Annotated in this window: 25 protein-coding genes; 13 read left to right on the plus strand and 12 right to left on the minus strand. The window is 69.9% G+C overall.

Annotated elements, in window-relative coordinates; all coding sequences use genetic code 11:
• Positions 1-23: 23 nt before the first annotated feature.
• Genes BMX97_RS27780 through BMX97_RS27790 form a run of 3 tightly spaced genes read left to right on the plus strand, consistent with a single transcriptional unit; the run spans position 24 to position 2,718 of the window.
• Complete coding sequence (locus BMX97_RS27780; protein WP_091754404.1) at positions 24-572, plus strand: TadE/TadG family type IV pilus assembly protein; 549 nt, start codon at positions 24-26, stop codon at positions 570-572.
• The gene (locus BMX97_RS27785; protein ID WP_091754405.1) at positions 572-1,288 is read left to right on the plus strand and encodes a TadE/TadG family type IV pilus assembly protein; all 717 of its coding nucleotides are present in this window, start codon (positions 572-574) and stop codon (positions 1,286-1,288) included. The genes BMX97_RS27780 and BMX97_RS27785 overlap by 1 nt, the downstream gene beginning before the upstream one ends.
• Positions 1,282-2,718, plus strand: coding sequence for a pilus assembly protein TadG-related protein (locus BMX97_RS27790; RefSeq protein WP_091754406.1), 1,437 nt, complete (start codon positions 1,282-1,284; stop codon positions 2,716-2,718). Before BMX97_RS27785 ends, BMX97_RS27790 begins: the two co-directional genes overlap by 7 nt.
• A 317-nt stretch (positions 2,719-3,035) precedes the next feature.
• Here the strand turns inward: BMX97_RS27790 and thrS are convergent, their stop codons facing one another.
• From thrS to BMX97_RS27805, 3 genes are all read right to left on the minus strand, one after another.
• Positions 3,036-5,048, minus strand: coding sequence for a threonine--tRNA ligase (thrS, locus tag BMX97_RS27795; RefSeq protein ID WP_091754449.1), 2,013 nt, complete (start codon positions 5,046-5,048; stop codon positions 3,036-3,038).
• A gap of 180 nt (positions 5,049-5,228) precedes the next feature.
• The gene (gene yidD, locus BMX97_RS27800) at positions 5,229-5,543 is read right to left on the minus strand and encodes a membrane protein insertion efficiency factor YidD (protein ID WP_091754407.1); all 315 of its coding nucleotides are present in this window, start codon (positions 5,541-5,543) and stop codon (positions 5,229-5,231) included.
• Positions 5,540-5,986: an iron-sulfur cluster assembly scaffold protein gene (locus BMX97_RS27805; RefSeq protein ID WP_091754408.1), complete on the minus strand. Its 447-nt coding sequence runs from the start codon at positions 5,984-5,986 to the stop codon at positions 5,540-5,542. Before BMX97_RS27805 ends, yidD begins: the two co-directional genes overlap by 4 nt.
• A 275-nt stretch (positions 5,987-6,261) precedes the next feature.
• Between BMX97_RS27805 and folE the strand changes: the two genes are divergently transcribed.
• Complete coding sequence (folE, locus tag BMX97_RS27810) at positions 6,262-6,921, plus strand: GTP cyclohydrolase I FolE (protein WP_091754409.1); 660 nt, start codon at positions 6,262-6,264, stop codon at positions 6,919-6,921.
• Complete coding sequence (gene hisI / locus BMX97_RS27815; RefSeq protein WP_091754410.1) at positions 6,918-7,340, plus strand: phosphoribosyl-AMP cyclohydrolase; 423 nt, start codon at positions 6,918-6,920, stop codon at positions 7,338-7,340. The genes folE and hisI overlap by 4 nt, the downstream gene beginning before the upstream one ends.
• Before the next feature lie 236 nt (positions 7,341-7,576).
• Here hisI and BMX97_RS27820 read toward each other — a convergent pair whose 3' ends face one another.
• The 3 genes from BMX97_RS27820 to BMX97_RS27830 form a co-directional block, all read right to left on the minus strand.
• The gene (locus tag BMX97_RS27820) at positions 7,577-7,993 is read right to left on the minus strand and encodes a gamma-glutamylcyclotransferase family protein (RefSeq protein WP_091754411.1); all 417 of its coding nucleotides are present in this window, start codon (positions 7,991-7,993) and stop codon (positions 7,577-7,579) included.
• 10 nt (positions 7,994-8,003) lie between these two features.
• A complete protein-coding gene (locus tag BMX97_RS27825) occupies positions 8,004-10,007 on the minus strand; it encodes an acetyl-CoA carboxylase biotin carboxylase subunit (RefSeq protein ID WP_091754412.1) in 2,004 nt (667 codons plus the stop codon).
• Between the two features lie 269 nt (positions 10,008-10,276).
• On the minus strand, positions 10,277-10,726 hold the full coding sequence (locus tag BMX97_RS27830; protein WP_091754413.1) for a hypothetical protein: 450 nt from the start codon (positions 10,724-10,726) through the stop codon (positions 10,277-10,279).
• 260 nt (positions 10,727-10,986) lie between these two features.
• Here BMX97_RS27830 and BMX97_RS27835 point away from each other — a divergent pair, with 260 nt between their 5' ends.
• Complete coding sequence (locus tag BMX97_RS27835; protein WP_091754414.1) at positions 10,987-11,244, plus strand: antitoxin; 258 nt, start codon at positions 10,987-10,989, stop codon at positions 11,242-11,244.
• Positions 11,241-11,645, plus strand: a complete 405-nt coding sequence (locus tag BMX97_RS27840) for a type II toxin-antitoxin system VapC family toxin (protein ID WP_091754415.1) — start codon at positions 11,241-11,243, stop codon at positions 11,643-11,645. Before BMX97_RS27835 ends, BMX97_RS27840 begins: the two co-directional genes overlap by 4 nt.
• A gap of 76 nt (positions 11,646-11,721) precedes the next feature.
• On the opposite strand, the gene BMX97_RS27845 is transcribed toward BMX97_RS27840, so the two are convergent.
• The gene (locus BMX97_RS27845) at positions 11,722-12,171 is read right to left on the minus strand and encodes a hypothetical protein (protein ID WP_091754416.1); all 450 of its coding nucleotides are present in this window, start codon (positions 12,169-12,171) and stop codon (positions 11,722-11,724) included.
• 248 nt (positions 12,172-12,419) lie between these two features.
• Positions 12,420-13,019 (minus strand): L,D-transpeptidase, encoded by a 600-nt coding sequence (locus BMX97_RS27850; RefSeq protein WP_091754417.1) that lies wholly within the window; start codon positions 13,017-13,019, stop codon positions 12,420-12,422.
• 196 nt (positions 13,020-13,215) lie between these two features.
• On the opposite strand from BMX97_RS27850, the gene BMX97_RS27855 reads away from it, so the two are divergent.
• Entirely contained in the window at positions 13,216-14,145 is a 930-nt protein-coding gene (locus tag BMX97_RS27855) for a histone deacetylase family protein (RefSeq protein WP_091754418.1), read from the plus strand.
• 130 nt (positions 14,146-14,275) lie between these two features.
• Here BMX97_RS27855 and ribB read toward each other — a convergent pair whose 3' ends face one another.
• The 3 genes from ribB to BMX97_RS32420 all read right to left on the minus strand — a co-directional run bounded on the left by ribB (position 14,276) and on the right by BMX97_RS32420 (position 17,031).
• A complete protein-coding gene (ribB, locus tag BMX97_RS27860) occupies positions 14,276-15,364 on the minus strand; it encodes a 3,4-dihydroxy-2-butanone-4-phosphate synthase (protein ID WP_091754450.1) in 1,089 nt (362 codons plus the stop codon).
• A 280-nt stretch (positions 15,365-15,644) separates the two neighbouring features.
• Positions 15,645-16,787 (minus strand): chorismate synthase, encoded by a 1,143-nt coding sequence (gene aroC / locus BMX97_RS27865; protein WP_091754419.1) that lies wholly within the window; start codon positions 16,785-16,787, stop codon positions 15,645-15,647.
• Complete coding sequence (locus tag BMX97_RS32420) at positions 16,777-17,031, minus strand: hypothetical protein (protein WP_143074727.1); 255 nt, start codon at positions 17,029-17,031, stop codon at positions 16,777-16,779. The genes aroC and BMX97_RS32420 overlap by 11 nt, the downstream gene beginning before the upstream one ends.
• 155 nt (positions 17,032-17,186) lie before the next feature.
• Here BMX97_RS32420 and BMX97_RS27870 point away from each other — a divergent pair, with 155 nt between their 5' ends.
• Positions 17,187-20,972 (plus strand): glycosyltransferase, encoded by a 3,786-nt coding sequence (locus BMX97_RS27870; protein WP_143074728.1) that lies wholly within the window; start codon positions 17,187-17,189, stop codon positions 20,970-20,972.
• A 217-nt stretch (positions 20,973-21,189) separates the two neighbouring features.
• On the opposite strand, the gene BMX97_RS27875 is transcribed toward BMX97_RS27870, so the two are convergent.
• A complete protein-coding gene (locus BMX97_RS27875; RefSeq protein WP_091754421.1) occupies positions 21,190-21,681 on the minus strand; it encodes a hypothetical protein in 492 nt (163 codons plus the stop codon).
• A gap of 281 nt (positions 21,682-21,962) precedes the next feature.
• Between BMX97_RS27875 and BMX97_RS27880 the strand changes: the two genes are divergently transcribed.
• The 4 genes from BMX97_RS27880 (at position 21,963) to rimM (ending at position 24,998) form a co-directional block, all read left to right on the plus strand.
• On the plus strand, positions 21,963-22,184 hold the full coding sequence (locus BMX97_RS27880) for an eL24 family ribosomal protein (protein WP_091754422.1): 222 nt from the start codon (positions 21,963-21,965) through the stop codon (positions 22,182-22,184).
• A gap of 18 nt (positions 22,185-22,202) precedes the next feature.
• Positions 22,203-23,834 (plus strand): signal recognition particle protein, encoded by a 1,632-nt coding sequence (ffh, locus tag BMX97_RS27885; protein WP_091754423.1) that lies wholly within the window; start codon positions 22,203-22,205, stop codon positions 23,832-23,834.
• Between the two features lie 74 nt (positions 23,835-23,908).
• Complete coding sequence (rpsP, locus tag BMX97_RS27890; protein WP_091754424.1) at positions 23,909-24,265, plus strand: 30S ribosomal protein S16; 357 nt, start codon at positions 23,909-23,911, stop codon at positions 24,263-24,265.
• Positions 24,266-24,275: 10 nt separating this feature from the next.
• Positions 24,276-24,998, plus strand: coding sequence for a ribosome maturation factor RimM (gene rimM, locus BMX97_RS27895; protein WP_091754425.1), 723 nt, complete (start codon positions 24,276-24,278; stop codon positions 24,996-24,998).
• Positions 24,999-25,000: the final 2 nt, after the last annotated feature.

The following is a 25,000-nucleotide window of genomic DNA, read 5'->3' on the forward strand; positions in this document are numbered from 1 at the left end:
CGGCCTGACCCTACGGTCGCGCCATGCGACATCCGCTTGGCCTCATCCGTGACGAGAAGGGATCGACTGCGGTCGAGTTCGCCCTGGTCGGCATGATGTTCATGTCCGTCATCCTGTTCACGATGGTCGTGGCCGAGATCCTGTACTTCGGGCAGAAGCTCGACTTCGCCACCGAGCAGGCGACCCGGCAGATCATCGTCGGCAAGGCGCAGACGCAGACGACGCCGCCCACCCTGGCGGGCTTCACCCAGTCCCTTTGCGCCCAACTCCCCGCCGCGATGTCGTGCAGCGACGTGATCGTCAACCTCTACGTCGTCCCGAAAGCGACGGCACCGGGCTACTACGCCTACGTCAAGTCCGACCAGAGCGGCTTGACGCTGCCGGCGCTGACACCCGGAAGCGGCCAGTTCACCCTCGGCAGCCAGGGCGACTACCAGTACCTGCAGGTCATCTATCCGATCACCTTCCTGCCGTCGTTCATGACCGCCTGGCTCGACGCTTCGACGATGTACAACGGCAAGCCGGCCTACCTGATCATCTCGACCGCCGCCTTTCGCGTCGAGAGCTACTGATGCGGTCCGTCCTCCTGCCGCGCATCCGGCGTTTCCGAGACGCCGAGGACGGCCTCGCCGCCGTCGAACTGGCACTGATCATGCCGGTCATCCTGGTGATCATGCTCGGCGGCATCCAGGTCGTTTCGTACATCAACGCCGTGCGCAAGGTCGAACTGGTGGTCCGCTCGATCAGCCAGATCATCTCGCAGACCCAGCCGCCGAGCGGCTCGACCGTCGCGATGGTCAACGCGGGCGACCTGCATTTCAGCTACGATTCCGCGCTGGTGCTGTTCCCTTACCTGATGTCCGAGGGACGCCGCCGGGGCCAGGCGTGGTGGCAGGTCATCACGATCAACTATGCCAGCATCAAGTTCACCCAGACGGCGACGACCTGCACGGATGCGAGCGACCTGTCGGCCTGCTACCGCGCCGACGTGGTCTGGACCAGCACGGGCACGACCCAGCCCGCGACCGGGGTCGCCTACCGGCCCTGCGGCACGCCGCAGATCGCGGCGTCGAATACCGCGCCCCCGAGCCGCACCGCCCTGCCGCGCTCCCTGTTCGGCCCCGCCGCGGCCGTCGTGATCGACGTGGCATTCACCTTCACACCGACCTTCGGCGCCAACTACCTGCCCTCGCTGCGGATCGCGCGCACGGCCTTCATCCAGCCGCGCTACGCGACGCTCGTCGACTACGACACCACCAACAACGACGGAATCGCCTCGAAATGCTGATCTCCGCATCCCGGTTCGCCGCCGCGTCGGCGTCGTTCCGCCGCTGCCGCAACGGCGGCATCAACATGCTGTTCGGGCTCAGCCTGATCCCGATGGTCGGCCTGATCGGGCTCGGGATCGATTACGGCGTCGCGGTGACGAACCGCTCGCGGCTCGACCGGGCGGCCGATGCCGCCGCCCTCGCCGCGATCGTGACCGCCAAGACCTACATCGCCGCCAACTCGTCGCAGAGCGGCGTGATCGAGTCCGCGAAGGCGGCGGGCCGGACCCAGGCGGTCAACAGCTTCAACGTCAACATCGGCAACGTACCCCTCGGCAGCGCGAACCTGCAGACGCCGGACGTCCAGATCGCCGGCCAGACCATCACTGCCAAGATCACCTACACGGCAACGATCCAGAACAGCTTCTCGAAGCTCTTCCTGGTACCGACCACCACGGTGGGCAACACGGTGACCGCCTCGGTCGACCTGCCGAGCTACCTCGACTTCTACCTGATGGTCGACGTGTCGGGATCGATGGGCCTGCCCACGACGGCGAGCGGCATGACGCAGCTCGCCAAAGACAACGACGACATGTACAGCGACTACAAGCAGGGCTGCCAGTTCGCCTGCCACTTCCCCGGCTACAAGGGCTGGGGCCTGGCGGCGGGCAAGATCCAGCTACGGTCTGACGCGGTGAACAACGCGGTCTGCGCGCTCCTGCAGAGGGCGGGCTTCCCGACCGTGCCGAACCAGTACCGGATCGGCATCTACCCGTTCATCAACCAGCTCGCGACCCTGGCCGGCCTCACCAGCGACGTGAACTCGCTGAAGACGTCCGCCCAGTGCGCGAATTCCTGGCCGCTCGCCTTCACCAACCTCCTCGATACCGGGTCGACCCAACTCAACAGTCCCAACGACCCGACCACCGGCGTCGGCGCGGGCGGCACCCATTTCGAGGTCGCCTTCCCGCAGATGAAGACGATCGTGACCCAGAACGGCGTCGGCGACGGATCGACGAGCACGAACCGCAAGCCGTTCGTGTTCCTCGTCACCGACGGGATGCAGAACGGGCAGCACTTCTTCGTCAAGCCGGGCACGCAATACGCCTATCCGGGCAATCCGTCGAAGTTCCCAGGCTGGGGCGATGCCTGGTGGGACGGCTCGCAGCCCTCCCAGATCGATGCGAAGAACTGCGATGCCCTCAAGGCCGCCGGGGCGACGATCTCGGTCCTCTACATCCCGTACAACCAGATCTCGTTCACCGATAAGGGCGGCGGCATCGCCTGGGAGAACAAGCGGGTCAACGGCTTCAGCCCGACGCTCGGCGCCGCGCTCCAGTCCTGCGCATCGTCGGGCTACTTCAGGACCGCCAATTCGCCCGACGACATCACGGCCGCCCTCAAGGCGATGTTCGACCAGGCGCTCAAGGTCGCCCGCCTGACGCAATGACGGGCCGCAGGCCCGCGGGGACCGACGCCACCGCAGCCCGGCGGCGCACCTCCTGCGCCTGCGGGTCGACGGCGATGCCGTAGAGCGCCCGACGCGAGGCCTTGCCGAGCACGAGGTCGAGTCTCGCGGCAGGATCGAGAGCTTTTTTCTCCGGCCCTGGGGCGCGATTCGCCCTGCCGCCGCCGTAAGAACGCCACCGGCACCCTCACCGAGGTGCGGGCCCCCTACCCTCGTCCCAAGTCGGGCGAGGCCGACTTGGGACGGGGTGTGGAACTCGGGCGGGCCCGAGTTCCGTGGGAGGAAGGTCCAAACGGCCCTTACGGAACCGGCGTCTCCCCGTGCTGCCCGTCGAGCGTCGCGGCCTCGCTCGGCACGCTGTCGGCCACGGCCTGCGCCCGGCGCAGGTCCGGGAAGGTCGCCTCCGCCACCAGTTCGGCCAAGGCCTGGTCGAGCGGCAGGGTGCGGCTCTGCGGGCTGCCGAGGCGACGGATCGAGACGGTGCGCTCCTCGCCCTCCTTGCGGCCGACGACCAGCATCACCGGCACCTTGGCGTGGGAATGCTCGCGGACCTTGTAGTTGATCTTCTCGTTGCGAAGATCGGCCTCGGCCCGCAGCCCCGCGGCATCCGCCGCCTTCAGGACCTCGCGGGCATAGGGGTCGGCCTCGCCGGTGATCGTCGCGACGACGACCTGCAGCGGCGCCAGCCAGAGCGGGAAGTGGCCGGCGAAATGCTCGATCAGGATGCCGGTGAAGCGCTCCATCGAGCCGCAGATCGCCCGGTGGACCATCACCGGGGTCTTCTTCTGCCCGTCGGCATCGACGAAGAAGGCGCCGAACCGCTCGGGCAGGTTGAAGTCGACCTGCGTCGTGCCGCATTGCCAGTCGCGGCCGATGGCGTCGCGCAGCACGTACTCGAATTTCGGGCCGTAGAAGGCGCCCTCGCCGGGATTGATCGCGGTCTTGATCCGCCCGCCCGACTGCTCCTCGATCTGGGACAGCACCCGGGTCATCACCTCCTCGGCGTGGTCCCACAGGGCGTCCGAGCCGACGCGCTTCTCGGGCCGCGTCGAGAGCTTCACGACGATCTCGTCGAAGCCGAAATCGGCATACGTCGAGAGGATCAGGTCGTTGATCTTCAGGCACTCGGCGGCGAGCTGGTCCTCGGTGCAGAAGACGTGGGCGTCGTCCTGCGTGAAGGCGCGCACCCGCATCAGGCCGTGCAGCGCGCCGGACGGCTCGTAGCGCGAGACCGCGCCGAACTCGGCCATGCGCAGCGGCAGGTCGCGGTAGGATTTCAGGCCGTGCTTGAAGATCTGGACGTGGCCGGGGCAGTTCATCGGCTTGATCGCGAAGACGCGGTCGTCCTCGGTCTTCGTGACGAACATGTTCTCCCGGTACCAGTCCCAGTGGCCCGAGGTCTCCCACAGCGCCTTGTCGAGGATCTGCGGCGCGTTCACCTCGGCGTAGTCGCCCTTGAGGCGCCGGCGCATGTAGGCGATCAGCGACTGGAACAGGGTCCAGCCCTTCGGGTGCCAGAACACCACGCCCGGCCCCTCCTCCTGGAAATGGAAGAGGTCCATCTCGCGGCCGAGCTTGCGGTGGTCGCGGCGCTCGGCCTCGGCGAGGCGGTTCAGGTAGGCGTCGAGGTCGGCCTGATTGGCCCAGGCCGTGCCGTAGATCCGGCTCAGCATCGGCTTCGTCGAATCGCCGCGCCAATAGGCGCCCGCCACCTTCATCAGCTTGAAGGCGCTGCCGACCTTGGCCGTCGAGGTCATGTGCGGGCCGCGGCAGAGGTCGAACCACTCGCCCTGGCGGTAGATCCGCAGGTCCTCGCCCGGCGGGATCGCGTCGACGAGCTCGACCTTGAAGGCCTCGCCCTTCTCCTCGAACAGCTTGCGCACGTCGTCGCGCGCCCAGACCTCCTTGGTGAAGGGGGCGTCGCGGGCGATGATCTCGCGCATCCGCGCCTCGATCGCCGGAAAGTCGTCCGGCGAGAACGGGGTCTCGCGGTGGAAGTCGTAGTAGAAGCCGTTCTCGATCACCGGGCCGATCGTGACCTGCGTCTCCGGCCACAGCGACTGCACGGCTTCCGCCAGCACGTGGGCGCAATCGTGCCGGATCAGCTCGAGCGCCCGCGGGTCGGCGCGGTCGAGGAACTCGATGCGGGCATCCTGCGCGATCGTGTCGTCGAGGTCGCGGACGGTGCCGTCGAGCGCCATCGCGACGGTGCGCTTGGCGAGCGACTTGGCGATGCCCTCGACGACGGCGCGGCCGGTGACGGCGCCGTCGAACGAGCGGGTGGCGCCATCGGGGAAGGTCAGGATCGGCATGGTCTTCAAAAGACTCCTCGGGGCTCACTCCTGCGCACGGTGCAGGTAAGCCGGGTGGCGGACACGAAGTCCGGCGGGCCAACGGGCCGCGCACCGGACCGGCGCCCTATACCAGCGATGACGGGACATGTCAGACACAGTTCCGCGCCTTCGCGCCCCTGGCTTCGACCCTCGACGCCGTCAGCCCTCGACGCTCTCGCAGAGCGGCGGCGGCGCGTTGACCCCGCGCCAGCGGGCATAGGCCCAGGGGCGGTGCCAGGCGCCGGGGGGCAGCGTCTCGGGCACGAGGTCGATGCCGTGGGTGCCGAAAGGACCGCAACGGCAGATCCGGGCGAACCCCATCCAGCCGCCGGCCCACAGGCCGTGGCGCTGGATCGCCTCGTCGGTATAGACCGAGCAGGACGGCCAGTGCCGGCACTGGCGCCCGACGAGGCCCGACAGCGAGAGCTGGTAGCCGCGGATGGCGAGGTGCGCCGCGCGGCGGGCCGGGCTCACGCCGGCACCGCTTCTGTCTTGGCGGCGATCTGGTCGAGGGCGTCGACCACGGCGTCGAAGGTGAGCAGCGTCGAGGCGTGGCGGGCCTTGAAGTCCCGCACCGGTTCCAGCACGGCGAAATCGGCGAACTTGCCCTCGGGCGCCGGTCCGCCCTCCTTCAGCATCCGCCGCACGGTGTCGCGCAGGGCCCGCAGCTCCGCCCCGGTCGCCCCGACGGCGTGGCGGGCCATCAGCGAGGAGGCGGCCTGGCCGAGCGCGCAGGCCTTCACGTCGTGGGCGAAGTCGGTGACCGTATCGCCCTCGGTGGCGAGGTCCACGGTCACGGTCGAGCCGCACAGCTTCGAATGCTTGGACGCGCTCGCGCCCGGCGCCGGCAGCCGCCCGAGGCGCGGGATGTCCGCCGCGAGGGCGAGGATGCGGGCGTTGTAGATGTCGTCGAGCATGGCAGTCGTACTTTGGGCGAGAGGGGCCACCGGACTGACGAATCGGGCTTGACCGGACCGGTCCGACTTTGGCTTGACGGGCGGATGCCCCGGAGCGCAAGGACCTGCCGCGCCCCCGGTGCATTGCGCGGCCGAGCCGAGCCCGTGATATAGGCACCGAGGCCCGGCTCCGCGAGACGCCGCCGGGTCGCGGCGCGGTGCGCGCGACGGCAGGGCGGCCCCGACGAACCGGAGATCCGGGTCGCCCCGACCCTGGCCACGATCTTGGAGGCGTGATGGACGCGGTGCTGAAGTCCTTGTCGGTCCGGGCCCCGGAGGCGGCCGACAAGCGCAGCGACGCCCCCCGGCCGGATCGCGTCACCGAGCGGCCGACCCGCCAGGAGGCCGAGGACGCCGTGCGCACCCTGCTGCGCTGGGCTGGCGACGACCCGGAACGCGAGGGCCTGATCGAGACGCCGCAACGGGTGGTGAAGGCCTACGAGCAGATTTTCGGCGGCTACCGCCAGGACGCAGACGCCATCCTCGACCGGGTGTTCGAGGAGGTCGAGGGCTATTCCGACATCGTGCTGGTGCGCGACATCCCGTTCCACTCGCACTGCGAGCACCACATGGTGCCGTTCATGGGCCACGCCCACATCGCCTATTACCCGCGCCGCGGCGTCGTCGGGCTCTCGAAGCTCGCCCGGGTGGTCGACACCTTCGCCCGCCGGCTCCAGACCCAGGAGACGATGACCGCCCAGATCGCCGACGTCATCGATTCGGTGCTCCATCCCCGCGGCGTCGCCGTGATGGTGGAGGCCGAGCACCTGTGCATGGCGATGCGCGGCGTGCAGAAATCCGGCGTCTCGACCATCACCACCCAGTTCACCGGCGTGTTCAAGCAGGACCCGACCGAGCAGGTCCGCTTCCTCACCCTGGTCCGCGACCGGCGATGACCGCGCTTCCGACCTTCGCCGCACCCGGTCCCAAGCGCGAGCTGGAAGAGGGCGAGACCTTCACGCCGCGCTTCGGCCCGGACGGCCTGATCACCGCGGTGGCGGTCGATGCCGACACGGGCGCGGTCCTGATGCTCGCGCACATGAACGCCGAATCGCTGGCGCGCACGCTCGCGACCGGCGAGGTCTGGTACTGGTCGCGTTCGCGCGGGGAGCTCTGGCACAAGGGCGCCACCAGCGGACAGATCCAGACGCTTGTCGAGATGCGGGTCGATTGCGACCAGGACGCGCTCCTGCTGCGGGTGCGCGTCGGCGGTGATGGCGGGTGCTGCCATACCGGGCGGCGGGACTGCTTTTATCGGGGTGTCGTGTACGACGCCGAGAGCGGGGCGGTGAAGCTGGTTCCCCACGCTTCGTAAAGCACCGCCGCTCAACCCTCCCTCCTCTGCGGGGGAGGGTGGCGAGCGAAGCGAGCGCAGCGGGATGAAGTCCCGCCGAGAGGGGCGGCGGGACGCTGATCCAGCGGGCGCCTGTCACCACACTCGCGGCCTCTCCGGAAGCGGCGTCCCCTCTCCCGCCCCGGTGCGAGTGCTTCGCACTCGCCGTGGGGCACCCTCCCCCGCAGAGGGGGGAGGGTTCGGGCGTCGCGGGTTCTTCACCGCTTCAGTGCCGCCAACCCTTTCAGGTACATCTCCGGCAACCCGTTCTCCCGGCCCGCCGCGATCACGCCCTCCAGATAGCCCGGCCGCGGCACCCCGCCGTTGCCGCGCCCGAGATAGACCAAAGCCCGCCGCACCCCGCCCTCGGTCGAGACCGGCTGTTGCGCCTTGACGTAGAGCCCGCTCGCCACGCCCTCGTAGCGATCGAGGGCAGGCACGTCGCTCAAAGCGAGGTCCCAGAGCACGCCCCAGACCGTCCCGGTGGGGAACCGCTCCACCGAGGCGTAGCCCTCCCGCATGATCACCAGGCGGTGGCGGTTGAGCCGGCCGAGGCCGATGACCCGCGAGGCGGGGCAGCGCCGGGCCATGGCAGCCCGGTCCATGTTGGAGCCGTAGGCGAAGTAGAGCGGCACGAACGACCGGTCAGGCGAATTCGAGGATCACCGCATCCACCGCCAGGCTGTCGCCCTCCTTGGCCTGGATGGTCTGGACGGTGCCGTCGCGCTCGGCGCGCAGCACGTTCTCCATCTTCATCGCCTCGACGATCGCCAGCGGCTCGCCCGCCTTCACCTCCTGGCCGGGGGTGACCATGATGCTCTTCACCAGGCCCGGCATCGGGCAGAGCAGCTGCTTGCCCGAACCGGCGACCTCCTTGACCGGCATCAGGGCGGCGAGCTCGGCCTCGCGCCTGGTGTAGACGCGGGCCTCGGCGGCCGCGCCGGCATGGTGCAGCAGCACGCCGTTGAGGAGCGGGCGGACCTGGACCGCCGCCGGCTCGTCGCCGATGGTGCCGGCCCAGACCGGCTCGCCCGGGAGCCAGTCGCTCTCGACCATCCACTCGGTGCCGTCAGCGAAGGCGACCACGACCCCGTCGTTGGTGGTCTCGGCGGTCGCCTCGAAGCGCTCGTCGCCGAGGCGCACCACCCGCTCCTGCTCGAAGCGCAGCAGGTAGGGCTCGCGCATCTGGCCCGAGATGCCGCGCTTGCGCTCGTTCTGCAGGTGGTCGATCGCGGCGGCCACCGCCGCCATCCGGCGCGCCACCTCGCCCGTGGGCTTCGGGGCCTCGAACCCGTTCGGGAACTCTTCCGCGATGAAGCCGGTGGAGAGCCGGCCCTCCTGCCAGCGCGGATGGTGCATCAGCGCCGAGAGGAACGGGATGTTGTGGCGGATGCCGTCGATCGCGAAGGCGTCGAGGGCCTGGGCCTGCGAGGAAATCGCCTCGGCGCGGGTCGGCGCCCAGGTGACGAGCTTGGCGATCATCGGATCGTAGTGGATCGCGATCTCGCTGCCCTCCTCGACGCCGGTGTCGTTGCGCACGATCGCCTCGCCGAACTCGCCCTCCTCCGGCGGCCGGTAGGTGGTGAGCCGGCCGATCGAGGGCAGGAAGTTGCGGGTCGGGTCCTCGGCGTAGACGCGGCTCTCCACCGCCCAGCCGTTCAGCTTCACGTCGTTCTGGGCAATCGGCAGCGTCTCGCCGGCGGCGACCCGGATCATCAGCTCGACGAGATCGAGGCCGGTGATCATCTCGGTCACCGGGTGCTCGACCTGGAGCCGGGTGTTCATCTCGAGGAAGTAGAACGACTTGTCCTGGCCGGCGACGAACTCGACGGTGCCGGCGGAATCGTAGTTCACGGCCTTGGCCAGCGCCACCGCCTGCTCGCCCATCTTGCGCCGGGTCGCCTCGTCGAGGAGCGGGCTCGGCGCCTCCTCGATGACTTTTTGGTTGCGGCGCTGGATCGAGCACTCGCGCTCGCCGAGATAGACGACGTTGCCGTGCTTGTCGCCGATGACCTGGATCTCGATGTGGCGCGGATCGGTGATGAACTTTTCCACGAAGACCCGGTCGTCGCCGAAGGACGAGGCGGCCTCGGAACGGGCGCGGGCGAAGCCCTCCGCCACCTCGTCGGCCGAGTGCGCGATGCGCATGCCCTTGCCGCCGCCGCCGGCCGAGGCCTTGATCATCACCGGATAGCCGATCTCGTCCGCGATGGTGACGGCGTGCTCGGGGGACTCGATCACCCCGAGGAAGCCCGGCACGGTCGAGACCTGCGCGGCGGAGGCCGCCTTCTTCGACTCGATCTTGTCGCCCATGGCGGCGATTGCCGCCGGGTTTGGGCCGATGAACACGATGCCGGCGGCTTCGAGCGCCTTCGGGAAGGCCTCGCGCTCCGAGAGGAAGCCGTAGCCGGGATGCACGGCCTGGGCGCCGGTCTGCCGGCAGGCCTCCACGATCTTGTCGATGACGAGGTAGGACTGGGCCGCGGCGGCCGGGCCGATATGCACCGCCTCGTCGGCCATGGCGACGTGCAGCGCGTCGCGGTCGGCGTCGGAATAGACCGCCACCGTCTTGATCCCCATCCGGCGCGCCGTCTTGATGATGCGGCAGGCAATCTCGCCGCGGTTGGCGATCAGGATCTTGTCGAACATCGGAGCGCGCACTCGAGCCTTGAGGAGAAGCCGGGCCGGGGTGGGACACACCCAAGCTCATCCCCGTTAAAGCATGGCGCGCGCGGCGCAAAGCCGGCTGTTCTCGGCCAAAGGGGCGAACCCCGTCACGCGGCGCAAAAGGGCGAACCCGTCTTCACGCGGCCCGGAAGGGCGGAGCCCGTCTTCATGCGGCCAGAAGGGCGGAGCCCGTCTTTGCAGCACAGCGGGGCGGAGCCCGTCTTTGCAGCACAGCGGGCCGAAGCCCGTCTTCACGCAGCGACCGCGTAGGCCAGGATCTCCTCGACCGCCTCGTCGGCCCCGGCCCGCGCCCGGTTGGCCTTGAGGGCAAAGCCGATCAGCACCGCGTCGTTGGTCTCGGCTTCGCGCACCACCTCGACGGCGATGCGAGCCCCCGTCGCGGTCGGCCCGCGGCCGCAAGCCAGCGAGGCGGCGAGCCAGTGGGCGGTGTCGGCGTCGATGTGGCCGGTCGGGCGCTCGCCCCAGACCGCGAAGTCGACCACCGCGGCGACCAGCCAGTCGGCGAAGGCGGCGTCGGCGGCCTGGACCGCCCGGTCGAGGCCGAACAGCATGTCGGCCTCGTCGCGGCAGGTCAGCCCGTCGGGCAGCACGGTCCGGCCGAGCTCGCGCACGTCCTCCAGGCCGATGGTGCCGGCAGCGATGATACGGTTGCAGAAGTGTTGCAGCGAAGCGTTGATCATCTGTCCATGCCTCCCCGGCCTTTGTTGTGCCGGTGCTTGTCCCTGTATGAGGAGGACTATGCGGGGCGGGGTGGCTTCGACAGGTTAACGGGGGGATCTGAATCCCTGTTCAGGTTAAAGCCCGGCAACGGGACGGCGTTGCCAAAACGTTGCGAGGATGGATCGACGCGAGACGCGGATCGCATGATCCCAACGCGAAAGCTCTGGAGAGCGACGAGCGGGAGGCATATGCTTGGCATATGCCAATCCGAGGTGCCCGCATGGCGAGACCGACCCCGATACCGCAGCCGCGCGAGGTGAAGCTGTTTCGCAACAATCGCAGCCAGGCCGTGCGCATCCCGGCCGAGTTCGCCTTGCCCGGAGACCGGGTCCGCATCAGCCGCGATGGCGACCGCCTCATCCTGGAGCCGATCGGCAAGAAGGACCTTCTGGATGTCCTGGCGACCCTGGAGCCGATCGAGGAGGATTTCCCGGACTTCGACGAGACGCTGCCGCCCCTGGACGATGATCCGCTATGAGCGGCCCACGCTTCCTGCTCGATACGAACATCCTGTCCGATCTGATTCGCAACCCGTCCGGTGCCGTGGCCCGGCAGATCGCCCGGGTCGGCGGCAAAGGCATCGCGACGAGCATCGTCTCGGTCGCGGAACTCCGCTACGGTTGCGCGAAGCGGGGGTCGGCTCGCCTTCTCCGTCAGGTCGAAGCCGTCCTGGAGGCGATCGACGTGGTGCCGTTCGAGACTCCCGCCGATGTCATCTACGGAAGAATTCGCGCCGATCTCGAGGCTGCAGGTCGGCCGATCGGGCCGAACGATCTCCTCATCGCCGCTCAGGCGCTCGCGCTCGAGATCCCGCTCGTGACGGCGAACGAGGCGGAGTTTCGGCGGGTCGGCGGGCTGACAGTCGAGAACTGGCTTTAACGCATCGGCATGCCGTCACGGCGGCGCGGAAGGGCGGAGCCCGTCTTCACGCGGCCCAGAAGGGCGGCGCCCGTCTTCACGCAGCGACCGCGTAGGCCAGGATCTCCTCGACCGCCTCGTCGCCCCCGGCCCGCGCCCGGTTGGCCTTGAGGGCAAAGCCGATCAGCACCGCGTCGTTGGTCTCGGCCTCGCGCACCACCTCGACGGCGATGCGGGCGCCGATCGCGGTCGGCCCGCGGCCGCAGCCCAGCGAGGCGGCGAGCCAGTGGGCGGTGTCGGCGTCGATATGCCCGGTCGGGCGCTCGCCCCAGACCGCGAAGTCGACGACCGCGGCGACCAGCCAGTCGGCGAAGGCGGCGTCGGCAGCCTGGACCGCGCGGTCGAGGCCGAACAGCATGTCGGCCTCGTCGCGGCAAGTCAGACCGTCGGGCAGCACGGTCCGGCCGAGCTCGCGCACGTCCTCCAGGCCGAGGGTGCCGGCGGCGATGATACGGTTGCAGAAGTGTTGCAGCGAAGCGTTGATCATCTGTCCATGCCTCCCCGGCCTTTGTTGTGCCGGTGCTTGTCCCTGTATGAGGAGGACTATGCGGGGCGGGTGGGCTTCGACAGGTTAACGGGGGGATCTGAATCCCTGTTCAGGTTAAAGCCCGGCAACGGGACGGCGTTGCCAAAGCGTTGCGACGACCGGGCGAATGCGAGCCGGCATGGTCCCCGGCAGACCGGATCGTCTGCCGGGAAGCGGCCCCATACGGGGCCCGGTCAAGAGGGGCCGGCCTACCGCACGATCACCCGGGCATCCGCCCCGACCCGGTTGTACAGGTCGACCACGTCGATGTTGCGCATGCGGATGCAGCCCGAGGACGCCGCCTGGCCGATGCGCTCCGGCTCGTTGGTGCCGTGGATGCGGTAGAGCGTGTCCTTGCCGGAGCCGTCCGCCAGGTAGAGGGCGCGGGCGCCGAGCGGGTTGGCGGGGCCGCCCTGCATGGCGTGGACGTGGGGCCAGCGCTTGATCATCTCGGCCGGCGGGTGCCAGTCGGGCCAGGCGGCCTTGCGGAAGATCCGCGCCGTGCCGTTCCAGCCATAGGCCTCGTCGCCGACGGTGACGCCGTAGCGGATCGCCTTGCGGTCGGGCAGGACGTAGTAGAGCTGGCGCTCCTTCGTCTCGACCACGATGGTGCCGGGGGCCTCGCCGGTCGGGTCCTCGATCATGTAGCGGGCGAAGCGCCGGTCGACCTCGGGCTCCGGCACCATCGCCATCCACTCCTTGTCCTTGGCGGACAGTTCGGGATCGGGGGTGGCCTTGTACATGCAGCCCGGCAGCGCCAGGAGGGCCCCCGTCAGAACGAGCGCGAGGGCGGGGCGGGGGCGGCGCATCGGGAGAGAACCTTGTCGAGCAGGCGAATCAGTCTTCCTCGACGGTAAAGCGTGGCCGTTGGGCCGCGAAGCGCGGACCCGCGCCGCTGTGCACGATGCCGGCCGTGTGTTGCGTCCGGGCCATGGCCCTGCCACGGTGCCGGCCAGGGATGGGCCGTCGCACGACAGGCCCGGGGGAACGCGCGAAGCGGGCACGATGACGACGCTCTATCTCTGCCATCCGGCCTCCCTCGACCACGACACGCCGCCGGGCCACCCCGAGCGGGCCGACCGCATCCGGGTGATCGAGCGGGCCCTGGAGGACGAGCGCTTCGCGGCCCTCGTACGCGAGCAGGCGCCGCTCGCCGATTTGTCGGTCGCGGGGCTCGCCCATCCGGAGAACTACGTCGCGGCGATCGCGGCGGTAGCACCGGACGAGGGGCTGGTCGGCATCGATTCCGACACGGTGATGTCCCCGGGCTCGCTGGAGGCGGCGCGCCGAGCGCTCGGGGCCGCCGTACGCGCCGTCGACGAGGTGATGGAGGGCCGCGTCGCCAACGCCTTCGCGGCGATGCGCCCGCCCGGCCACCACGCCGAGCGCGAGCGGGCCATGGGCTTCTGCCTGTTCAACACCGCGGCCGTCGCGGCGCGTCATGCGCGCCGGCACCACGGCGCCGCCCGGGTCGCGCTGGTCGACTGGGACGTCCACCACGGCAACGGCTCGCAGGACATCTTCTGGGACGATCCGAGCGTGCTCTACGCCTCGACCCACCAGATGCCGCTGTTTCCCGGCACCGGCGCACCCTCCGAGCGCGGCGAGCACGACACCATCGTCAACGTGGCGCTGCATGCGGGCGACGACGGCGACGCCTTCCGGGAGGCCTTCAGCCACGGCGTGCTGCCCCGTCTCGAAGCGTTCCGGCCCGACCTGATCGTGATCTCGGCCGGGTTCGATGCCCATTGGCGCGACCCGCTCGCCAACCTGAAGCTGACCGAGGCCGACTTCGCCTGGGCGACCCGGGCGGTGATGGAGGTGGCCGACCGCCGCTGCGGCGGCCGGGTCGTCTCGCTGCTCGAGGGCGGCTATGACCTCGTCGGCCTGTCGAAGTCGGTCGCCGCCCATGTCGAGACGCTGATGGGGCGGTGAGCGGCGGACCCGGGCCCGCGACGGGTCCGGACCTTCGCTGAACTTCCGCAAGGTCGGCCCAAGGCTCACCATGGCGGCCCCGGGACGACGGACGCGGCGCGATGACCGGCAAGCGGGGGACGGACGCCCCCTACCCTTCCAGCGGCTCGTCGCCGACCATCTCGATGCCGAAGCCGGACAGGCCGACATAGGACCGCGCCGCGCTCGAGATGTTGCGGATCGAGACCACGCCGAGGTCGCGCAAGATCTGGGCGCCCAGGCCCACCTCGCGCCACTGGCGGACGCGGGCGGCCTCCGCGCCGTCCTCGCCGGCCCCGTCGGGCAGCTGCGACAGCGGCACGCCGGCGGTGCCGTCGCGCAGGTAGACCAGCACGCCGCGGCCCTCCTGGGCGAAGCGGCGCATCACCGCCTCGATGGTGCGGCCGCCCTCGATCACGTCCGCCACCACGTTCGAGCGGTGCAGCCGCACCAGTACGTCGCGGCCCTCGCCGATGCGGCCGTGCACGAAGGCGAATTGCTGCATCGGCTCGAACGGCGTGGTGTAGGCGTAGCCGGTCATCTCGCCCCACTCGGTCTTGACCGGGAAGGTACCGACCCGCTCGACCAGCTTCTCGCGCGCCTGGCGGTAGGAGATCAGCTCGGCGACCGAGATCTGCTTGAGGCCGTGCTTCTCGGCGAAGGCCGTGATCTGCGGCCCCTTCATCACGGTGCCGTCGTCGTTGGCGAGCTCGCAGATCACCCCGACGGGCGGGAGCTTGGCCAGCCGGCAGAGGTCGACGGCGGCCTCGGTATGGCCGGAGCGCATCAGCACGCCGCCGTCCTTGGCGATCAGCGGGAAGACGTGGCCCGGGCGCACGAAGTCGGCGGCGCCCATGTTGCCGTTGGCGAGCGCCCGCACGGTGTTGCAGCGCTGCTCGGCCGAGATGCCGGTGGTCAGCCCGTGCTTGACGTCGACCGTGACCGTGAAGGCGGTGCCGAGCGGCGCGTCGTTCGAGGCCACCATCGGCTCGAGGCGCAGACGCTTGGCCTCCGCCACCGTGATCGGCGCGCAGACGATGCCGCAGGTGTTGCGGATGATGAACGCCATCTTCTCCGGCGTGCAGAGCGAGGCGGCGACGACGAGGTCGCCCTCGTTCTCGCGGTCGTCGTCGTCGGTGACGACCACGATCTCGCCGCGGGCGAAGGCGTCGAGGGCCTCGATGATCGATGCGTGGGACACGGGCATCTCCTGCCGCGAGGGGCCAAGCCCCGAGGGGACGAGCCCCAGGAAGTCGTTGGGGGTGACGGCGCCGCCGGTCGCCTGCGCCACGGCGGCGGCCGTCTCCCGCGAGAGCCAGGGCTCGGGATTGTTGCACAACCCCGTCACCGCCGCCGGAGAGAGCCCGCAGCGCCGCGCGAAGTCGATGCGGGTCACGCCCTGCTGCCGGAGCCAGTCGCCGAGTTTCACGCCCCCGTCATAGACCCGCGGCGATTTCAGTCAAACTGAAATCGCCGTAATTTCACTCAGGCTGAAACAACCCGGGCTGAAACACCGGTACGGTGCCGGGCTCGGTCCCGACCTGCGCCCGGTGGCGCAGGAGGTGGTCGGCGAGCACGCAGGCCATCATCGCCTCGCCCACCGGCACCGCCCGGATGCCGACGCAGGGGTCGTGCCGGCCCTTGGTCAGCACGTCGACCGGCCGGTTGTCGCGGGTGACGCTCGCCCGCGGGGTCAGGATCGAGGAGGTCGGCTTGACGGCGAAGCGGCAGACCAGGGGCTGGCCGGTCGAGATGCCGCCGAGCACCCCGCCGGCATGGTTGGCGACGAAGAACGGCCGGCCGTCGTTGCCGGGCCGCATCTCGTCGGCATTCTCCTCGCCCCGCAGGGCGGCGGCCGCGAAGCCGTCGCCGATCTCGACGCCCTTAACGGCGTTGATCGACATCATGGCGGCGGCCAGATCCGCGTCGAGCTTGCCGTAGATCGGCGCGCCGAGACCGACGGGCACGCCCTCGGCCACCACCTCGATCACCGCGCCGACCGACGAGCCGGCCTTGCGGATCCCGTCGAGGTAGACGGCCCACTCCGCCGCCGCGGTCGCGTCCGGGCAGAAGAACGGGTTGTTCGGTACCTCGTCCCAGTTGAAGCGGGCGCGGTCGATCGCGTGCGGGCCGATCTGCACCAGGGCGCCGCGGATGGTGACCCCGGCCAGCACCTTGCGGGCGATGGCCCCGGCCGCCACCCGCGCCGCGGTCTCGCGGGCCGAGGAGCGGCCGCCGCCGCGATAATCGCGGATGCCGTACTTGGCATCGTAGGCGTAGTCGGCGTGGCCCGGCCGGTAGCTGTCGCGGATCTCGGAATAGTCCTTCGAGCGCTGGTCGACGTTCTCGATCATCAGCGCGATCGGCGTGCCGGTGGTGACCTGGCGCCCGCCCGTGCGCTCGTCGGCGAAGACGCCCGAGAGGATGCGGACCTGGTCCGGCTCCTGACGCTGGGTGGTGAAGCGCGACTGGCCCGGCCGGCGCCGGTCGAGGTCGGCCTGGATCTCCGCCACGTCGAGCGGGATCAGCGGCGGGCAGCCGTCGACGACGCAGCCGAGGGCCGGACCGTGGCTCTCGCCGAAGGTGGTGACGCGGAAGAGGTGGCCGAAGCTGTTATGCGACATCGTGGGTCTGCGAGAAATGGCGCCGCCGCTCTAGAGCATTTTGCGCCGCACGGGAAATCGCCTGGCGGGCCGTGCCGGATCGGCCGCCGCGCGGCCCGGCCGTGGCGAGCCGGTCGGCGCACGCCGATCCCGGCTGCTTGACAGCACGACGGCCCGGCTCGTACATCCGCTTGTTTTTGCAGTGCGAAAAATATTGTTCCGTGAAAATGTCGATGACGATCACAACGTTGAATCTGCGATCCATCGATCAAGCTATGAAACAGCAAAATATATAACAATTCTACGGCACGACTGACAACGACGAGGGGCGACATGAATCTCTTCAGGCTACCGCGATTCGGCGCCCGCAAGAGAGACGCGGCTCTCGATATCGCATTCTATCGCGATTACTACGCCGACATGCGCGATGCGACGGACGACGAGACCGTCGAACATTGGAGAAAGTTCGGACGCAAGGAAGGCCGGTTCGGCAGCGAAGCGCTCGCCCGCGCCGCCCTGGCGGCAGACGGCCGGCTGCCGAAGGATTTCGCCGTCGACGCCTACCTGCGCCTGAACCCCGACGTCGCGACGACGATCCGGTGGAATTTCGAGGCGGCGCTCCATTACATCGAGCACGGCCGGGCCGAGGGCCGGCCCCATGGCGGCGCATCCGAGGCGGCGGGACCTGCAATCGCCGCGGGCCGCCTCCCACGGGGCTTCAACCTCGCGAGCTACGTCGCCAACAATCCCGACGTCGCGCGGGCGATCCCGTCGACCGCCGGCCGCCTGAAGCATTTCCTGGAGCACGGCCTCGGCGAGAAGCGCAGCTGCACGCCGCTCTACTACGATGCCACGTTCATCCTGCAGTCGTACGGCGTGACCGTTCCGCGGGGGCTGCAGCCCGAAGACGCGGTCGCAACGGTCAAGCAGCAATTGCAGCGGCCGGAACACGACCCGATTTTCTTCAACGAAGAGGAAATCGCGAAAAGTTACAACATCCATACTCCTTGTTTTTCTAAATTTTTCGATCACGACTTCTATCAATATAAATACATCAAGCAGGACGGGAGGTTTCTGAACCGGACTGAATGCGTTCGGCATTTCTGCGAGATCGGCCAACACGAACAGTTCGACATCTCTCTCGACGGCGCCTTCGACGACGCGTTCTTCCAGGCCGAGTATGGCCGCGACGGTGCCCTAGCCGGGACGACGCGGCGGGAACGGTACGAGCGCTGGTTGAGGAGCGACACGGATCGGCCGCACTGGCCGAACCTGACCGTGCTGGCGCGCTTCGTCCACGACGCGACGTTGCCGCAGACGATCGTGTCCCACGTCGCGGCCCGGGTCGCCGAGGATGCCGACAGCACCGAGCCGACGACTCCGAGCCGGGTGGTGCAGGACCTGATCGCCTGGACGCTGGACCTCGGCGGACCCGCCGCCGTCCGCTTCCTCGTCGAGGTCGGCGAGGCGCGTGCGAAGCAGGGCCGCGTCGTCGAAGCCGCCGAACTGTACGCCCGCGCCCTCGCCGATGTGCCCACGCATTCGCGCGCCCTGAATCGACGGGCGGACCTGATCCACCGTGGCGGCAACCTTCCGCTGGCTACCCGCCTGCGCCAGCACATCGTGGCGATCGACGCCAGCAACGAAAAGACCTTCCGCAAGCTCGCCAACGGCCTGCTCAAGCTCGGCAAGCCGAAGGAGGCCGAGCGCGCCATGGCGGCGGGCGTGGCGAAGTATCCGGGCGACGTCGGCCTGCGCCGCCGGCTGCGCGAGATCCGGGAGAAGGCCTTCTTCGACGTCTGGGAGAGGAGCGCGGACGTCGCCCTCTCGGCGGGGTACGACGAGGCCCGCGCGCGCATCGCCGAGGCGGCGCGCTCCCTCGTCCGGGACGGCGAACGGCCGGTCGGCACGGGACGCGTCCGTCGCGTCGCCGTCTATGCCAATTGCGACCTCGCGCAGTGCCGGTTCTACCGGGTCGAGCAGCGGGCCGAACAGCTCGCGGCGGCCGGCTACAAGGTCTCCATTTACGACTACACGAAAGATCACGACAAATACATGTCTGATCTGATCGATCTCGATTACACGATTTTTTATCGCGTCCCGGCCTTCCCGAATGTCGTCGACGCCATCACGAGGACGGCCGAGCTCGGCGTGGTGACGATCTACGACATCGACGACCTGGTCTTCGAGGCGGAATATTTCCCGCCGGCGCTCGAGACCTATGTCGGCCTGATCGACGCGCGCCAGCACGCATCGATGGCCTGCGGCGTCAGCCTGTTCGCGGAGGCCGCGGCCTTGTGCGATTACGGCATGGCCTCGACCCCGAGCCTCGCCCGGCACCTCGAGCGCCGGGTCCGCACCGGGACGGTGTTCCACCAGCCCAACGCCCTAAGCAGCGCCCACCTCGTCAGCATGCAGGGCGAGGCGCGCGCGTCCCGCGACGTCGTCACGATCTTCTACGGATCGGGCACCAAGGCCCACAAGCTCGACTTCGAGCGGCTGATCGAGCCGGCGCTCGCGCGCCTGCTCGAGACCCATGGCGGCCGCATCCGCATCGTGGTGATCGGCGAGATCACGGTCTCCGACCGGCTGCGGCCCTGGTCCGACTACATCATCGCGTCGCGGCCGATCGCCAACGTGGCGTCGTACTGGGACCTCCTGCGGGAGGCCGACATCAACATCTCGGTGCTGGTGCCGGACGTGTTCAACGACTGCAAGAGCGAGATCAAGTGGATGGAGGCCGCGATGTTCGGCATCCCGTCCGTGGTCAGCAGCACGCAGACGCATCGCGAGGTGATCGTCGAGGGCGAGACCGGCTTCCTGTGCGAGACGAGCGAGGCGTTCCACGCCGCCCTCGACCGCCTGGTCCGCTCGCCCGAGGACCGGGCCCGGATCGGTGCGGCGGCCAGGCGCGTCGTGGTCGAGCGCTACGGGCTCGAGCGTCAGGCCCGCGGCCTGACCGAGATCATCGACCGCACGACGTCCCGCCAGCTCGAGCCGCGCCGCAAGCTCGTCATCGTCAATGTGTTCTATCCGCCGCAGGCCATCGGCGGCGGGACGCGGGTGGTCTACGACAACGTCCGCTCGCTGCGCACGATCCTGGGACCCGAGTGGCAGATCGACGTGATCTGCACCCTTCAGGACGGCCCGACCCCCTATGCCCTTGATTGGTACGTGCGCGACGGCGTGCGGGTGTTCTGCATCGCCACGGCCGATCACCCGGACATCGACATCCACGTCGAGGATCCCGAGATGGGTCGTGTCTTCGACCGCGTCCTCGACCGGATCGCGCCGGACCTGATCCACTTCCACTGCATCCAGCGGCTGACCACGACCTGCGTCACCGCGGCGATCCGGCGCCGCATCCCCTACCTGATCACGATGCACGACGGTTGGTGGATCTCGCCGTACCAGTTCCTGACCAACGGCAACCGGGTGGTCGAGACCTACGACTACAGCGGCAAGGCCTCGCTCGACACGTTCATGAGCGACGGCTACGCCCGTGCCCGGACGCTGTTGCGCTGCCTGAAGGGCGCCGCCCGCGTGCTGACCGTGTCGCAGCCCTTCGGCGACCTGTGCCGGAAGGTCGGCCTCTCGGAGATCGAGGTGGTCGAGAACGGCGTCTCGCGCCTGCCGGAGGTGACCCGGACCGAGAGCCCGACCGGCCGGGTGCGCCTCGGCTTCATCGGGGGGCTGGCCGACCACAAGGGCTACGGCCTGATCCGCAACGTGATCCGCAACGAGCCGTTCCGGAACCTGAGCCTGCTGCTCATCGACCACGCCATGCATCCGACCGAGCAGGTGAGCGAGGAGTGGGGCAGCGTGCCGGTCACGATCCGGGGCAAGTTCCCGCAATCGAGCGTCGGGGACCTCTACGCGGCCATCGACGTGCTGCTGGCGCCCTCGGTCTGGCCGGAGAGCTACGGCCTGGTGACACGGGAGGCGATCGCCTCGGGATGCTGGGTCGTGGCCTCGAACCGGGGCGCGGTCGGCGAGTGCATCGCCGAGGGCCGCAACGGCTACGTCGTCGACGTGTCGGACGAGACCGGGCTGCTGGCGGCGTTGCGCTTCATCGACGAGAACCCGGAGATCCACATGCGCGTGCCCGATTTCACGGCACCGATCCGGACCGCGCACCAGCAGGCGGAAGAGCTCGCGGTGATCTACGGCGAGGTGCTCGACGCGGCCCCCGCGACGCCGGCCTGAGCCTGGGGCGGCGCCGCACGAACCTCCCCGAAACGCAACGCCCCGGCATCGACCATCGATGCCGGGGCGTTGCGTTCTGCGGCCGGGCGCGGGCGCTCCCGGCTAGAGCGCCTCACGATCGCGCTGCACTCGCGGAGCGCTCTGTGTTGTTGATTTTGCCGCATTTTCTTCGACGAGCCGGCATCCACCTCGTCGGAAGAGGCCCTGGACTCGGGCGTCAGCGGCGCTGGAACAGCGGCTGGGCCAGGGCCTCGGCCCGGGCCATCCACAGGTCGCGCTCGGCCCGTAGCTCCTCGGCCTTGTCGACCTCCTGCTGCACGTGGGAGCGCAGGGCGCGCAGCTCGTCGGCCAGCATCGCCTGCAGCTCGTCGTAGCGCGCGTTCTCCTGGCGCAGCCGCGCCTTGAGCATCATGTTCTCGGCCATCAGGGCGGCGAGGTCGTCGTCCTCGCCGCGCAGGCCCGGCATCTCGATGTCCGGTGCCGCGGCGGGCGCCTTGACGGTCTCGGCCGCGGTGGTGGCCTTGGCGGCCTCGGCCGGGGCGACGATGCGCGGCTCCCAGGCTGCCTGGGCTTCCGCCTGGCGGCGCGGCGCGCCGTGGGCCTGGTCGGCGGCGTCGATCCGCGAGAGGGTCGCGAGCCAATCCTGGAGCGGGCCCTGGGCCGGCCGCGGCGCGGTGGTGGTCTGCGTCTTCAAAGCGGGTTCGGACACGCCGCGTCTCCTGCGATTCTTGCCATCGAGTTAACGGCGAGATGGTTAAGATCCGGTAAACGTCCCCGCCCCGGCGCCGTCCCGCGCCGGCTCCGCCTTGACACGGCCGGGCGCGACCGCTAGGCCCCGCCCCTCAGGACGAGGTCTCGTCCCGACGCCGACCGGTCCATGAGGCTGGAGGTCAACGCCCGACAGCGCGATGCGCCCTCGGGCGCGACTTGCGTTGGGCGAATCCTCGCTCGGGATCGGCCATCCCAACAAGGTGGCTCGCAGGAGACCGGATGACCAGGACCGACCACGCGCAACTGCGCATCGAGGACGCGGTGAACGAGCTCTGCCCCTGGTCGGGCAAGCCGGTCGCGGCCGACTCGCTGACGCTCTACAACGGCGCGGTCGTCGGCTTCTGCAATCCCGATTGCCGCGACAAGTTCGAGCGGGCGCTGAACCATTTCGAGGGCGCCCTCCAGGCCCGGCGCGCCGCCTCCGCGGGCGTGAACGAGTAACCCCGGAGACTGACGCGCATGTTCGAAGGCCTCTCCGACCGCCTCTCCGGCATCCTGTCCGGGCTGACCCGCCGCGGCGCCCTGACCGAGGCCGACGTCACCGCCGCCCTGCGCGAGGTGCGCCGCGCCCTGCTGGAGGCCGACGTCGCCCTCGAGGTCGTGCGCTCCTTCACCGAGAAGGTGCGCGAGCAGGCGGTCGGCGCCGTCGTGCTGAAGTCGGTGACGCCCGGCCAGATGGTCGTGAAGATCGTCAACGACCAGCTCGTGGCGATGCTGGGCGGCGAGGCCGGCGTCATCGACCTCAACGCGCCGGCCCCCGTCGGCATCCTGATGGTCGGCCTCCAGGGCTCGGGCAAGACCACCACCACGGCGAAGATCGCCCGCCGCCTGACCCAGCGCGACAAGCGCCGGGTGCTGCTCGCCTCCCTCGACACCCGCCGCCCGGCCGCCATGGAGCAGCTGGCGGTGCTGGCGAAACAGGTCGGCGTCGAGTCGCTGCCGATCGTCGCCGGCCAGTCGGCGGTGCAGATCGCCAAGCGCGCCATGGAGGCCGCTCGCTTGGGCGGCTTCGACGTGGTGATGCTCGACACCGCCGGCCGCGTCACCCTCGACGAGGCGCTGATGCAGGAGGCCGCCGACGTCAAGGCGGCCACCAACCCGCACGAGGTGCTGCTCGTCGCAGACGCCTTGACCGGCCAGGACGCGGTCAACACGGCGCGCGCCTTCGATGAGCGCCTCGGCGTCACCGGCATCGTGCTCACCCGCATGGACGGCGATTCCCGCGGCGGCGCGGCGCTCTCGATGCGCGCCGTCACCGGCAAGCCGATCAAGCTCGTCGGCACCGGCGAGAAGGTCGACGCGCTGGAGGAATTCCATCCCGCCCGCGTCGCCAACCGCATCCTCGGCATGGGCGACATCGTCTCGCTCGTCGAGAAGGCGGCCGAGACGATCGACCAGGAACAGGCCCTTCGCGTCGCCGAGAAGATGCGCAAGGGCAAGTTCGACCTCGACGACCTGTCGATGCAGCTCGCCCAGATGGAGAAGATGGGCGGCATCGGCGGCCTGATGGGCATGCTGCCCGGCATGGGCCAGATCAAGAAGCAGGTCGAGGGCGCCAACCTCGACGAGAAGATGTTCAAGCGCCAGCGCGCCATCATCTCGTCGATGACCCCCGAGGAGCGCCGCAACCCGGACGTGCTCAAGGCCTCGCGCAAGAAGCGTGTGGCGACGGGCGCCGGCGTCGACGTCTCGGAGATCAACAAGCTCCTCAAGATGCACCGCACCATGGCCGACATGATGAAGGCCATGGGCTCGGGCAAGCGCGGCATCGGCCAGGCGCTCGGCAGCATGTTCGGGCTCGGCGGCGGCGGCATGGGGGGCGGAATGGGCCCCCTCGGCAAGATGATGGGCGGCATGCCCCAGCCCACCCCCGAGATGCTCGCCGAGCTGCAGAAGTCCCTGCCGCCCGGCACCTCCCTTCCGCCGATGCCCCCGGGCCTCGGCGGTCCCAAGGCGCCCGGCCAAGCCGGCAAGCTGCCGGCAGGCCCTGCCGGTAAGGCGCCCCCCGCCGCTCCCGGCCTGCCGGGCTTGGGCGGCAAGCTCCCCGGCCTGCCCGGCCTCGGCGGCCTCCCCTTCGGCAAGAAGAAGTAGGTGGCGCGGGGTCTTCCAGGCCCCACCCGCCCGCATCGTCGAACGATCCTCGAACCTCAGACAGGAAGAGACCCATGTCCCTCAAGATCCGCCTCACCCGTGGCGGCGCCAAGAAGCGCCCGTACTACCGCATCGTCGTCGCCGACGCCCGCGCGCCGCGCGACGGCCGCTTCATCGAGAAGGTCGGCGCCTACGACCCGATGAAGCCGAAGGACGATCCGGCCCGCGTCATCCTCGAGACCGAGAAGGTCCAGGCCTGGCTCGCCAAGGGCGCCCAGCCGACCGACCGCGTCCTGCGCTTCCTCGACGCCGCCGGCCTCGCCAAGCGTCCGACCCGCAGCAACCCGCAGAAGGCCGAGCCCGGCACCAAGGCCAAGGAGCGCGCCGCCGCCCGCGCCGAGAAGGCCGGCGCCGCCGATTCGGCCGAGTAAGACCTCCGCCATGGCGCGCCGTCCCGACGCCCGCCCCCCGGGCGGCCGGGTCCCGAAAGGACCCGGCCGCGGGGGCTCCGACCCGCGCCGGGGCGCAGGCGCGCCCGCGCACGATCCGCGCTCCGGGGCCGAGCCCCGGGGCGCCGCCTCTCCAGCCGGACCGGTGCGGGCCGACCGGATCGCCGGCGACCCCGCCTTCGTCCTGCTGGGGGAATGCGGCCGCGCCCACGGCCTGCGGGGCGAAGTCCGGCTGAAATCCTACACCGCTGACCCGGCCGCGATCGGGTCCTACGGGCCGCTCACCGGGGCCGACGGCCGCCGGGTCGAGATCCTGTCCCTGCGACCCGCCGCGGGAGCCCACGACATCCTGATCGCCCGCATCGCGGGCGTTGCCGGCCGCGACGATGCCGAGAGCCTGAACCGCCTCGCCCTCTACGTCGCCCGCGAGCGCCTCGGCGCGCCCGAGGACGAGGACGAGTTCTTCACCGCCGACCTCGTCGGCCTCGCCGTCGTCGACCGCGCCGGCAACCCCGTCGGCACCGTGAAGGCGGTACCGAACTATGGCGGCGGCGACCTCCTGGAGATCGCGCCGGCCTCCGGCGGCAGCCCGGCCCTCCTGCCCTTCACCAAGGCCTTCGTGCCGGAGATCGACGTCGCGGGCCGTCGCGTCGTCGTCGAGCCGCCCGAGGACCTGTTCGCCCCGGCCGCGCCGCGGGATCCCGACGCCCCCTGAGC

The organism is Methylobacterium sp. ap11 (genome assembly GCF_900110515.1).
GTDB classification, from domain to species: domain Bacteria; phylum Pseudomonadota; class Alphaproteobacteria; order Rhizobiales; family Beijerinckiaceae; genus Methylobacterium; species Methylobacterium ajmalii.